Consider the following 13,099-nt stretch of genomic DNA (forward strand, 5'->3'; position numbering starts at 1 on the left):
GGAGGACAGCGCATGAGCGACGCAGTGGACGCGATCGTCGGCCAGTGGACGGCGGAGCGCCCCGATCTGGCGGCAGGCCTGTGGCCGGTGGAGGTGGTGGCCCGCATCCAGCGGATGACCCGCGTCATCGACAAGCAGCAGAAGGCCTTCGCGGCCGAGCACGACCTGGAGGTGGGCGAGCTCGACATCCTCTTCACCCTCTGCCGCTCCGGCCCCCCGTACGCGCTGACCGCCGGCGCCCTCATCCCGGCCGCCATGGTGACCTCCGGCGCGATCACCAACCGCATCGACCGCATGGAGGCCAAAGGCCTGGTCGAGCGGGTGCGGGACGGTCGGGACCGCCGCACCGTGCGGATCCGGCTGACCGAACAGAGCCTCGCGCTGACGCAGTTGATGATCGCCGAGCATCTGCGCGGCTACGCGGAGCTGCTCGCCCCGCTCGACCCCGCCACCTGCGCCACGATGGCCCAGGCCCTGCGCACGCTCCTGGAAGTCAACGGGGACACCTCGATCTCCTGAGGTGCGGCCGGGCGCCACGCCACCCCGACAAGCCGTGCAGAATTGCCCGGTGCGGTATCTCATCCTCGGCGTCACGGAGGCGCGCGACGAGACCGGCGCCCCTCTTCCCATGGGCGGCGCCCGCTTGCGCGCGCTCCTCGCCGCCCTCGCCCTCCGGGCGGGCCGCCCGGCCTCCGTCGCCGAACTCGTCGACGACGTCTGGGGCGACGACCCGCCCCACGACGCCCCCGCCGCCCTCCAGGCCCTCGTCGCCCGGCTGCGCCGCGCCCTCGGCGGTCGGGACGCCGTCCGCTCCGTTCCCACCGGCGGCTACCTCCTGGCCGCCGCCCGCGACGACATCGACCTGCACCGCTTCGACCGGCTGGCGGTCCAGGGCGGCCAGGAACTGGCCACCGACCCGGCCGCCGCCTCCCGCACCCTGCGCACCGCCCTCGCCCTCTGGCGCGGACCCGCCTTCGCCGACCTGCCCGAGCCCGCCCGCGCCGCCCATGCGGCCGTCGCCGAGGCACGCCGCTCCGGCGCCCTCCGCCAGCGCATCGAGGCCGACCTGCGCTGTGGCGCGACCGCTCCGGCGGCACTCCTGCCCGAGATAGAGGCGCTGGTCCAGGAGTCCCCGTACGACGAGTCGCTTCGCGCGCAGCAGCTGCGTGCCCTGCGCGCCGCCGGTCGCCCGGCCGAGGCCCTCGCCGCGTACGAGCACACCCGCCGCGCCCTCGCCGACGGCCTCGGCACCGACCCGGGCCCCGAACTCGCCGCCCTGCACGCGGAACTCCTCCGACCGCAGCCCCTGCCCCCGCAGCCCCCGCAGCCACAAGCGCAGCCCCGACCCGAGTTCCCCGACACCGCGGGCGCCGACGAGACCCCTGACGCCGCCGAGGTCGTCCGTGGGAATCTGCGGCCCCGTCTGACCTCGTTCGTCGGCCGCGAGCCCGAACTGGCGGCCCTCCGCGGCGACCTGGGCCGCCTGCGGCTCATCACCCTCACCGGCCCCGGCGGTTCCGGCAAGACCCGCCTCGCCGAGCACGCCGCCGCGGCCCACCCCGAGGCCGGCTGGATCGTCGAACTCGCCCGGTTGGACCAGCCCGCCGCCGTGCCCGGCGCCGTCCTGAGCGCCCTCGGCCTACGGGAGAGCTCCCTCGTCGCCCGCGAGGCCCCGACCCCGGCCGCCGACCCCACCACCCGCCTCGTCGAACACTGCGCCCACCGCCGTCTGCTGCTCGTCCTCGACAACTGCGAGCACGTCATCGGTGCCGCCGCCGAGCTCGCCGAACGGCTCCTCACGCACTGCCCGGGCGTACGGATCCTGGCCACCAGCCGCGAACCCCTCGGTGTCCCGGGGGAGACGGTCCGCCCCGTCGAGCCCCTGCCGCCCGACCCGGCCCACCAGCTCTTCGCCGACCGCGGGGCCTCGGCCCGCCCCGACTTCAGCCCGACCGACGACCCGGCCGCCGTCGCCGAGATCTGCGCCCGCCTCGACGGGTTGCCGCTCGCGATCGAGCTGGCCGCCGCCCGGTTGCGGCTGCTCACGCCGCGCCAGATCGCCGACCGTCTCGACGACCGCTTCCGGCTCCTGACCGGTGGCGCCCGTACCGTCCTGCCCCGCCAGCAGACCCTGCGCGCCGTGGTCGACTGGTCCTGGGAGTTGCTCGACGAGGCCGAGCGCACCGTCCTGCGCCGGCTGTCCGTGTTCGCCGGTGGCTGCGACCTCGCCGCCGCCGAGGCCGTCTGCGCCGACCCGGCCGACCCCGACCCCTACGACGCCGCCGACGTCCTCGGCTCCCTCGTCGACAAGTCCCTGCTCCTGGCCGAACCGGACCAGGGGCACGGCGACCACGGCGACCAGGACGACCGCAGCGGCGGCCCTGGCATGCGCTACCGCATGCTCGAGACCATCCACGAGTACGCCGCCGAGCGCGCCGCCGCGCACCCCGCCGACGCCCGGGCCACCGCCCGCCGCCACGCCGCCCACTACCTCGCCTTCGCCGAGGAGGCCGAGCCCCTGATCCGCTCCGCCGCCCAGCTCCCCTGGATCCGGCGCGTCGAGACCGAGCTCGACAACCTCCGGGCCGCCCTCCACAGCACCGTCGTCGAGACCACCGACGCCGAGGCCGGCCAGCGCCTCGTCTTCGCCCTCGGCTGGTTCTGGTGGCTGCGCAACTACCGCGCCGAGGGCGCCGAGTGGACCACCCGCACCCTCGCCCTCACCCCCGAGGTCCCCCCGGAGGGCACTCCCGCGTACTGGCGCTTCATGCGCCTGCTCGTCCTCGACATGTTCCTGCTCGCCGAGAGCAACTCCGCCGAGAAGTTCCGCACCTCCGACTACCGGGACCTGGCCACCCGCATCAAAGAGACCTTCCGGCACGGCTCCCCGGAGACCACCCGCTTCCCCGGGATGCTCTGGCCCGCGACGACCTTCCTCACCGGCACCTCCCACGACTTCCACACCGACCTCGACCGGTCCGTCGCCAACTGCCGTGTGCACGCGGGTGAGTGGGAGCTCGGCATCGTCCTGATGCTCCGCGCCCACGTCGCCATCGACGTCACCGGCGGCCTGGCCGATGTCGACGCCGACCTCGTCGAGCTGCACGCGCTCTCCCGGCGCGTCGGCGACCGCTGGACCCGCGCCCAGGTGGCGAGCGCCGCCGGGGAGGTCGCCCTTTCGCGCGGCCGGTACGCCGACGCCCGCGTCGAGTACGAGGAGTGCCTGCGCCTCGCCCGTGAGGTCGGGGCGAGCGTCGAGGCGCCCTTCGCCATCGCCCGGATAGCGGAGGCCGCCTACTGCCCGGGGGACCTCGACGACGCCCAGCGACTGCTGGCGGAGGCCGAGAAGGAATCCGACCGGTACGGCGGGGTGTACGACGTCAACACCTTCGCCCGGCTCCTGTGCGCCCTCGTCGCCCTGCAGCGCGGCGACACCGTGCGGGCGCGCGAGGAGTGCGACCGGGCCCGCGCCGAGGCCGACCGGTTCACCGTTCCCGCGCAGCTCACCGCCGGGCTGGCCACCATCGACGCCGTCCTCGCCGGCCGCGAACAGGGCCCGGTGGCCGGTCTGACCCGGATCGGGCCCGCCCTCACCGTCGCCGTCGACGCCCGCTGCGCCGAGCGCATCCTGGCCGGCATGGCCGAGGCGGCGGCCGTGCTGCTGGCCGACGCCGACCGGCCGGCCGAGGCCGTACGGGCCCTCGCGGCGGCCACCGCCTGGCGTGCGGGCCATCCGCGCTCGGTTCCGGAGAGCGGCGTCGTGGACGGCCTCCTGCGGCGGACCCGCGCCCTGCTCGGCCCGGAAGGTCACCGCCGCGAGGAGGAGGCCGGCGCCACCCTCACGCCGGGCGCTCTCGCGGCGACACTGACCGAGGGGTTCAGCGGCAGCTGAGCACGGCGTCCGCCCAGCTCGCCAGCGTCGGCAGGCTGCCCGGCCCGGCCCTCTCCACCATCAGCCGCAGGGTCTTGCGCCCCGTGAGGGGGACCTGCACGGCCGCGGGCGGGTCCTCGTGCCCGAGGGCGGCGGACTGCCACAACCGCTCCCCGTCGGCGTATACGGAGAACCGCACCGCGCCGTCCGTGAACAGCGACAGGCCGTCCACCCCCGCCTGCGCCGAGAAGGTCGTGCACTGCCGGTTGAGGGTGATCTCCACCGAGGAGCGCGAGTTGACGGTGATGCCGTGCCCGAAGCGTCGGCCGCCCACCTCCAGCCCGCGGCGCTGCCACACCCAGCCGCTGCGCCAGGTCGCCACCTCCGGGCCGGTGTGGTCCCCGTGGACCGAGTGGGGGAGTCCGGCCAGCTGGAACCCCTGCGGCGGCTTCGGGGCCGGCGGCGGTGTCGGCTTCGGCGAGGGCAGCTGCGGCGACGGCGTGGGCGAGGCCTTCTCCCGGCCGGCGGAGGGCGACGGAGACGCGGAGGGCGTCGGAGCGGGAGCGGTCGAGGCCGCCGCCGAGGGCGTCGGTCCGGGCCGCGGGGCCAGGGTGCTCTGCGCGGCGGGGGGTTCCTGCGCGGGCGGATCCGGCTCGGCAGGCTCCGGGGACGGCGCGGGAGACTTGGGCACCGACGGCACGGCGGGCGCCGCCACACCGGGCGCGGCATTCGCCCGGGGCCGCGGCTCGGTGTCGTCCCCGGCCAGCGCGAACACCACCCCGGCGGCCGCGGCCACCGCGATCCCGGCGGCGATGGCCGCCTTGGCCGGCAGCCCCAGCCCTTCGGCGGCCACGGCTCCCCCGGCTCCGCCGCCTGCCCCGGCCCCGGCAGCGCCACCCCCGGCCCCGGCGGCGCCACCCGTGGCCCCGGCCGTCCCCGCTCCCGCGGTCGACCCGCCGGCGCCGGCAACGGCGGCGGCCGCCCCGGCCCCGCCCGCGGCGACGGCTCCACCGGCCAGCACCCCGGCGGCCTTGCCCGCGTACCCGGCGGCGAACCACCCGATGACCGCGACCGGCAGCAGTGCCGGAATGCCCGCGTTGACATCCTGGAGCTCCCCGGCGGCCAGCCGGCACTTCACGCACTCCTCCAGGTGCTTGCGCAGCCCCCGCTCCGCCCGCATCCGCAGCCCGCCCCGCGCGTAGGCGCCCAGCCGGTCCGCGTACCGCGCGCAGTCGCCGCCCTCGCTCAACGCCGTACTCACATGGGCCTGCAGATACGCCTGCTTGAGCCCCTCCCGGGCCCGACTGGCCAGCACGGCGGTGGCGTTGGCGCTCAACCCGAACAGCGGCGCGATCGCACTCGGCGACGCCTCCTCGACCGTGGTGTGCCACAGCACGGCCTGCCACCGCTCGGGCAGGCTGCGGAAGGCCTGTACGGCCAGCGACCGCTCGGCCTCGTGCATCGCCCGTACGTCCGCGCCCAGTTCGAGCGTGTCGCCGCCGGAGAAGCCGGAGAGCCCGGACAGCGTGGCGGCCCCACCCTCCGTACCCGTGGAGGCCTGCTCGGCGAAGACGGCGAAGTCCTCGACGAGCTGCTCCCGCTTGGCGGTCTTCGCCCAGGCGGCGGCGACCCTGCGCACGGTGGTCAGCAGATAGGCCCGCACCGACTGGTCCGGCCCGGCCCCGCCCCGTACCGCCTGCAGGGTCCGCGCGAACACCTCGGCGGTCAGGTCGTCGGCGGTGTGCGCGTCCCGGCAACAGGACCGTGCGTAGCGGCGCACGGAATCGGCATGCCGACGGAACAGCTCCTCGTACGCACCGTCGTCACCGCCCCGCATCCGGGCGATCAAGTCCCCGTCGGACAGCGGCAGCTCGCCCCCGGTGCCTCCCGGTCCGGAAGAGCCCGAGGGGCGTAGGTGCCGCCCGCCCGGGTCGCGCTGGGCCGGCACCTGTCGGGCGGGCGAACTCCCCGCCTCCACCTCGCTGCCGCCGCCACCGCGTGGCTCTTCCCGACCGTCAACGCTCATCGCGGAGACTCCCGCACGACACACTCAACCGGTACACCGGGCAAGCGTGTCACACGGGGGACGGGCGCCGAACCCCTCTGCGCGCCATCCACTCATCCGGGCACATTCCGGCGAATCGCCCTACCGGGCCCTCGCCGACACCCGCCGAGGTCACACCGTCCGGGACCGCAGCCCTTCGAGCAGGATGTCGAGCAGCCGCGTCGAGGCCGCCGCCTGCTGCGCCGGGTCCGGCAGCGCGGGCGCCGCCGTCGCTATCACCAGCAGCACATCGGCCACCGTGACATCGCCACGCAGTTCACCGGCCTCCCGCGCCCGGTGCACCAGCCGGCCGACGACCTCCAGCAGCGCACCCGCACCCGCGTCGTCCGAGGGCTCGTTCTCGACGGAACCGCGCGTCCCCACGACCCGCAGGTCGGGAGCCCCGGCGGCCGGCACGGCCTGCCGCTGGTGCGGAACCCGGGCGGCCTCCACCTCCTCGGCCTCGTCCTCGACGGCCGAGCCGACCCGCAGGACCTGCGGCGGCAGCAGCCGCCCGGCACCCGAGGCCACGGAGGTGCGCAGGAAACGCGACAGCGCCTGCCACGGCTCCTCCTCCTGGCCCAGCGCGGCCTTGGCCTGCTCGGTCAGTCGGGCGGTCTCCTCCTCGGCTATGCGCCGCACCAGGACGTCCTTGCTCGGGAAGCGTCGGTACACGGTGCCGACACCGACCCGGGCGCGGCGAGCCACGTCCTCCATCGGAGCCCCGTAGCCCAGCTCGCCGAAGACCTCACGAGCCGCCCGCAGGACGTGCTCCAGGTTGCGCTGGGCGTCGACGCGCAGCGGCGTGGACCGGCCTACACCGTGCGTGGTGCCGCCCGTCAGACCGCGCCCGTTGCTCTCGACCGAGAGCGCGGTCACAGAACCATGGAAATCGGAAATGTTCATATGTATCCCCCGGTAATCATTTGTCTCCCCCCGGAGACACTCCCCGCCTTCACGTCGAGGGGGCCACGGTCTCGGGCCCGGTCCTACTCCTCGACGAGATACGAACATAGTTGAGCCAGAGTCAATTCAGAAGAGGCAGCCCCGGACGGAGCACCGCCCGATCGGAGCATTCACCCCCACTTTTCCGTTCCGTGCCTCCGGAATGTCACATTCTGCATGCCCTGACCTGCATATTTTCGCCACAAGCTGACGTCCTCTTGCACCCCGCCCCAGCACTCACTCCGGTCACACAATTTGCCGGGCCTGTGGACAAACTCCCGGCCACGATGCGTCATGGGATGGTGAAGGCTGCTAACTCCCGGGGCACGGCCCCCGGTACCCCGCCCCGTACGCGCATCCTGATCGTCGGCGGCGGCTACGTCGGCATGTATACGGCGCTCCGCCTCCAGCGAAAGCTGAGAGCCGGCGAGGCCGAGGTCACTGTGGTCAGCGCCGAGCCCTACATGACGTACCAGCCCTTCCTCCCCGAAGCGGCCGCGGGCGCGATCTCCCCGCGCCACGTCGTCGTCCCGCTGCGCCGCGTCCTCGGCAAGTGCCGCATCGTCATCGGCGAGGCCGAGCGCATCGATCACGCCAAACGGACCGTGACCGTCAGCACCCTCGCCACCGCCGACGAAGGCACCGGCCCCATCGAGATGGAGTACGACGAACTCGTCCTCGCCCCCGGCTCCATCTCCCGCACCCTCCCCGTCCCCGGACTCGCCGACTACGGCATCGGGTTCAAGACGGTCGAAGAGGCCATCGGGCTGCGCAACCACGTCATCGAACAGATGGACATCGCCTCCTCCACCCGCGATCCCGCCCTCCGCGACGCCGCCCTCACCTTCGTCTTCGTCGGCGGCGGCTTCGCGGGCGTCGAAGCCCTCGGCGAACTGGAGGACATGGCCCGCTACGCCTCGCGGTACTACCACAACATCAAGCCCGAGGACATGAAGTGGGTCCTCGTCGAAGCCAGCGACCGGATCCTCCCCGAGGTCGGCCCGAAGATGGGCGTCTACACGGTCCGCGAACTACGCCGCCGCAACATCGACGTACGCATGGAGACCCGGCTCGAATCCTGCGAGAACCGCGTCGCCGTCCTCAGCGACGGCGCCCGCTTCCCCACCCGCACCGTCGTCTGGACCGCGGGCGTCAAACCGCACCCCATCCTGGCCGCTTCCGACCTCCCCAGGAACGAACGCGGCCGCCTGGTCTGCACCTCCTTCCTCACCGTCGAAGGAGTCGAGCACGCCTGGGCCGCGGGCGACGCCGCCGCCGTCCCCGACATCACCGCGGGCGAGGAGGGCCGCGAATGCGCCCCCAACGCCCAGCACGCCGTCCGCCAGGCGAAGGTCCTCGCCGACAACCTCCTCGCCGCCCTGCGCGACGAGGTCCTGACCGAGTACGCGCACAAGTACGCGGGCTCGGTCGCCTCGCTCGGCCTGCACCGGGGCGTCGCCCACATCTACGGCCGCAAGCTCAAGGCCTACCCGGCCTGGTTCATGCACCGCGCCTACCACCTCAGCCGCGTCCCGAGCTTCAACCGCAAAATGCGCGTCCTCGCCGAATGGACCCTCGCGGGCCTCTTCAAGCGTGAGATCGTCTCCCTGGGTTCCCTCGAACATCCCAGGGCAGAATTCGAACTGGCCGCAGGCGGCGGCCCCAAGCCCCCTCCTCCACCCCCCGCCTCCAACCCCCCGCAGAACGGCCAGGGCTGACGTTGTCAGTGCGGTCGGCCACACTGGACGTGTGACCATAGGTGCGCTCACCCCTGCACAGAGTGACATCGTCCAGTCAGCGACCGCCCACGAGCGACACAGCGACCACTCGCGACACCACGAGGCTTGAACGCAGTGAACTTCACGCGCTGGAGCGCCCGGTTTCCCGGAACGCAGCGCCGCGCCGCCGCCCGGTCCGAACACGCCGCCGCCCAGGCCAAGCGAGGTGAAGGCGCGGTCCCGGCGGCCCGCGGCGGCCGCGCCGACCCCGGAGCCGAGCGGTCCACGCCCGCCGACGGCCACCCCGCCGACCCCACGGTCTCCGGGACCGGAAGCGGCGTCGGCACCGGCACCGGCACGTCCCCGTCCGCGACCCCGGCAACGTCCCCACCCCGCGGAACGGGCGTCCTCACCGCCGTGCCCTCCCTCGACGAGCTCTCCGTACGCGAGGTCCTCGGCCGGCTCCCGGCCCTGGTCGCCCTCGTCCACGGCCCCGAGCACCGCGTCGCCTACGTCAACGACGCCTACACCGCCGGCTTCGGAGCCCGCACCCCCGGCGCCCCCGCGCACGAGGCGCTCCCCGAACTCGGCGAGCTCGGCCTCCTCCCGCTCCTCGACCAGGTCCAGCGCAGCGGCAAGTCCCGTACCGCCAAGAACCGCACCGCACCGGGCGGCGGCAGCTCGTACACGGTCACCTGCACCCCCGTCGAGTTCCCCGCGTCCGACACCGCCGGCGAGCCCGACCCCCACCACACCGGCGTCCTGATCCACCTCGCCGACGTCACCGACCACGCCGAAGCCGTCGAACGCCTCCGCGCCAGCGAACGCCGCCAGCGCGAGGCCGCCGTCACCCTCCAGCGCTCCCTCCTCCCCCAGGAGCTCGAACAGCCCGACGACCTGCGCGTCGCCGCCACCTACCAACCCGGCGGCACCGAGGCCGCCGTCGGCGGCGACTGGTACGACGTCATCACCCTCGGCGCCGGCCGCACCGCCCTCGTCATCGGCGACGTCATGGGCCGCGGCGTGCGCGCCGCCGCCGTCATGGGCCAGCTGCGCACCGCCGTCCGCGCCTACGCCCGCCTCGACCTGCCCCCGCACGAGGTGCTCCAGCTCCTCGACGGCCTCGCCGCCGAGATCGACGCCAGCCAGATCGCCACCTGCGTCTACGCCGTCCACGACCCCAACGAGGGCCTGCTCGCGTACGCCTCCGCCGGCCACCTCCCGATCCTCGTCCGCGACGAGGACGGCACCGTACGCAGAGCCGCCGACCCCACCGGCCCACCGCTCGGCACGGGCGGCTGGCTGCACACCTCGGGCACCATCGCCCTCGGCCCCGGCTCCACCGCCGTCCTCTACACCGACGGCCTGGTCGAACGTCGCGGCGAGGACATCGACGAGGGCGTCGCCGCCCTGGAGCGAGCCCTCTCCGGCGCCCAAGGCACCCCGGCCGTCATCTGCGACCGCCTCATGCGCGCCCTCGGCGTGGACGCCGACCACGACGACGACGTCGCCGTGATGGTCCTCCAGCAACCCGCCCGCACCGGATCGGACGCCGAGCTCTTCCACAACGCCGCCCTGGAACTCCTCGGAGGCATCGAGGCGGCCCCGCGCGCCCGCGCCTTCGCCCAGGGCGTCCTCGCCTCCTGGCGGTTCCCCGTCGAGCTCTGCGACCTCGGCGTGCTCGCCGCCAGCGAGCTCGTCGCCAACTCCCTCCAGCACGGCACCCCGCCCATGCGGCTACGGCTGCGCCGTACCGACCGCCGGCTGATCATCGAGGTCACCGACGGGGACGACCACCTCCCGCGCCGCCGCCGCGCCGAGCCGGCCGACGAGACCGGCCGCGGCATCTCGATCATCGCGACCATCGCCTCCGCCTGGGGCTCCCGCCGCACCCCGGGCGGCGGCAAGGCCGTCTGGTGCGAGTTCGCCCTCCCGGACAAGTAGCCGAACGCACGGAAGGCCCCGATCCACCCGGACCGGGGCCTTCCGTGCGGCCGCACGTATATACGTACGACCATCCGCTCCCTACGTGTTCCTACGTGTGCCTACGGGCTCACGCGTGAACGGGCTCGACGGCGACGTCCTTGCCTTCCGCACCCTTGCCCACCACGACCGGACCACCCTGCGCCACGACCCTGCTCGCCACCCACGGGTTGTCCTGCATGGGGCTCAGCCGCCTGCCGAGCCGCAGCGCGAGCGCGGCGATCCCGAGCGACACGAGCACGAAGACCCCGATGTAGAGCATCGGAACCCCCGCACCGAGCGGCACCCCGAGCGGCCCCAGCGCCAGCGCCATCTGCTTGACCAGCGCGAAGGCCGAGTTGTACTGGCCCACGGAGCCCTCGGGCGCCAGGTCGGCCACCAGCGGGGCCAGGGTCGGCGACAGCATGGCCTCGCCGATGCCGAAGAGCGCGTACGTGGTGATGAACGCGGCGGCGGCCATCATGGCGCTGCCGTGCCCCAGACCCGAGAACCCGGCGATGACCCACGCCACGGTCCAGATCAGCCCGACGAGCGCGATCACCCGCGACCGACGGCGCTTCTCGACCAGCTTGAGCACGACGAACTGCGCGACGACGATCGCACCGGTGTTGGCCGCGAGCGCGAATCCGAGGGTGGAGGGGGAGATCCCGGCGGCCTCGGTACCGAAGGCGGCCAGACCCGACTCGAACTGTCCGTAGCAGGCGAAGAACACCACGAAGCCCAGCACGCACAGCTGCACCATGGCCTTGTGCCGGAGCAGCCGCTTCCAGCCGCTGCCGCCCGCCTGGGACGGGTCCTTCGGCATGGCGTCCTTGATGGTCGGCACCTGCGGCAGCCGCACGCTGAGGATGACGCCCGCCAGGACCAGGAACATCACGGCCTCGATGCCGAACAGCAGGGTGAAGCTGCCGGGCCGGCTCTCGTCGACGATCTGACCGCCGAGCAGACCACCGATGCCCAGGCCCAGGTTCTGCATGAAGAACTGCAGGGCGAAGGCACGGGTCCGGGTGGACGGCGTGGAGCACCACACGATCATCGTGGCCAGAGCAGGCTGCATCACGGCCTGCCCGGCGCCGAGCGCCAGGGCGGAGAACAGGATCGCCGTGATGCCGGAGGAGAGCCCGAGCGAGAGCGCCCCGACCGAGGCGGTGAGGGCCGCCCCGATGACCACGGGCACCGGACCACGTCGGTCGATGACCCGACCGGTGAAGGGCAGCGCGACGAGAGCGCCCAGGGCGAAGGCCACGAACGCGCTCGTGGCGGCCATGGAACCCAGATCTCGCACCTGCGCCACATAGATGTAGAGGAACGGAACCGTGAAGCCGATGCCGAACGCGGTCAGCGCGTTCCCGGCCTGGATCCGCCGCATCGCAGCGCCCATCACCTTGGTCACTTCTCACCTGCCTTTGAGACCTGAAGCCTGAAGACTTCATACCTAAACTTCAAGCCTTAACAGTACACACCGAAGGAGTTAGACGCCAACGAGCTCGTGCGATACTTCGACCCATGGGTGACACCCCCGACGGCACTGCGCCCGTCCCCGAGCCGAGCCTCGACGAACAGATCGCCGTCTATCAGCGCGAGTTCCAGGACCTGGACCCCCAGGTGGAGAAGGTCGTCTCGGCACTGAGCCGCCTCAACCGCCGCATGAACGTGGCGTACGGACGCCAGACGGCGGCCCTGGGCATCAGCAACGCGGAGTGGGAGGTCCTCAAGGCCCTCGTCATCTCGGGCGCCCCTTATCGGATGGGCCCGAGCGAACTGGCGAAGCAGCTGGGCCTCACGCCGGCGGCGATGACCCACCGGATCGACCGCATGACGGCGGAGGGCCTGGTCACGCGCGAGCGGGACGAGTCCAACCGGGTCCGCGTGATCGTGGAGCTCACCGACGAGGGCCGCAGCAAGTGGCTGGACGCGATGCGGGCGGCCACGGTCTTCGAGGAGGACCTCCTCCAGGACCTCTCCACCGCGGAGCGCGGGGTGCTCGGCGACATGCTCGCGCGCCTGCTGGACCGCGTGGAGGACCTCCAGTCCCCCAGCTGACCACCGGGGTTGACACGAGCCCGGGGGATCCGTAAGGTTCTTCGAGTTGTCCCAGAGCCGGAAGGTTTTGGCGACAACGAATCCCGCCGCCTCGTTGCGGCATCCAACTCTGCAGGGTCTCCCACCGGGAACGAATTCGGCATGCCCGAATTTCTTTCCGAAGGTCGATTATGAATCGCCGGGGAAATCCACTAGAGTTCAGGAGTCGGAAGGGCCCAACAGCCCGGAAGACAAACCCCGCTGACTGGGGGTCAGGCCCGAAAGGATCTGATAGAGTCGGAAACGCAAGAACAGAACGAAAGCCCGGAGGAAAGCCCGAGAGGGTGAGTACAAAGGAAGCGTCCGTTCCTTGAGAACTCAACAGCGTGCCAAAAATCAACGCCAGAAGTTGATACCCCGTCCACTTCGGTGGATGAGGTTCCTTTGAAAAAGACCTGTGAGGTCGCCTTCGGGTGATGCTTGCAGGCAAAAACACAGCGAGGACGTTGTGGCGCG

8 protein-coding genes are annotated in these 13,099 nt (G+C 73.0%); 5 read left to right on the top strand and 3 right to left on the bottom strand.

Annotated features, from left to right (window positions below):
- Positions 1–12: 12 nt before the first annotated feature.
- Positions 13–519, top strand: coding sequence for a MarR family winged helix-turn-helix transcriptional regulator (locus tag ACWG52_RS20065; RefSeq protein ID WP_389804876.1), 507 nt, complete (start codon positions 13–15; stop codon positions 517–519).
- A gap of 49 nt (positions 520–568) precedes the next feature.
- Positions 569–3,892, top strand: a complete 3,324-nt coding sequence (locus tag ACWG52_RS20070) for an ATP-binding protein (protein WP_453125498.1) — start codon at positions 569–571, stop codon at positions 3,890–3,892.
- Here ACWG52_RS20070 and ACWG52_RS20075 read toward each other — a convergent pair.
- On the bottom strand, positions 3,879–5,897 hold the full coding sequence (locus ACWG52_RS20075; protein WP_390168497.1) for a sigma-70 family RNA polymerase sigma factor: 2,019 nt from the start codon (positions 5,895–5,897) through the stop codon (positions 3,879–3,881). The two genes, ACWG52_RS20070 and ACWG52_RS20075, sit on opposite strands and share 14 nt — an antisense overlap.
- 150 nt (positions 5,898–6,047) lie before the next feature.
- Positions 6,048–6,821, bottom strand: coding sequence for a TetR/AcrR family transcriptional regulator (locus tag ACWG52_RS20080; protein ID WP_389804884.1), 774 nt, complete (start codon positions 6,819–6,821; stop codon positions 6,048–6,050).
- Between the two features lie 338 nt (positions 6,822–7,159).
- Between ACWG52_RS20080 and ACWG52_RS20085 the strand changes: the two genes are divergently transcribed.
- Together ACWG52_RS20085 and ACWG52_RS20090 are read left to right on the top strand one after the other, a co-directional pair.
- Complete coding sequence (locus ACWG52_RS20085; RefSeq protein ID WP_389804886.1) at positions 7,160–8,578, top strand: NAD(P)/FAD-dependent oxidoreductase; 1,419 nt, start codon at positions 7,160–7,162, stop codon at positions 8,576–8,578.
- Between the two features lie 135 nt (positions 8,579–8,713).
- Positions 8,714–10,522 carry an ATP-binding SpoIIE family protein phosphatase gene (locus tag ACWG52_RS20090; RefSeq protein ID WP_390141022.1) on the top strand — a complete coding sequence of 603 codons (1,809 nt, stop codon included), beginning with the start codon at positions 8,714–8,716 and terminating at the stop codon, positions 10,520–10,522.
- A 109-nt stretch (positions 10,523–10,631) separates the two neighbouring features.
- On the opposite strand, the gene ACWG52_RS20095 is transcribed toward ACWG52_RS20090, so the two are convergent.
- A complete protein-coding gene (locus ACWG52_RS20095) occupies positions 10,632–11,942 on the bottom strand; it encodes an MFS transporter (RefSeq protein WP_389804966.1) in 1,311 nt (436 codons plus the stop codon).
- A 125-nt stretch (positions 11,943–12,067) separates the two neighbouring features.
- Between ACWG52_RS20095 and ACWG52_RS20100 the strand changes: the two genes are divergently transcribed.
- Positions 12,068–12,604, top strand: a complete 537-nt coding sequence (locus ACWG52_RS20100) for a MarR family winged helix-turn-helix transcriptional regulator (RefSeq protein WP_389804888.1) — start codon at positions 12,068–12,070, stop codon at positions 12,602–12,604.
- Positions 12,605–13,099 lie beyond the last annotated feature (495 nt).

The organism is Streptomyces sp. CLCI03 (assembly GCF_053615355.1).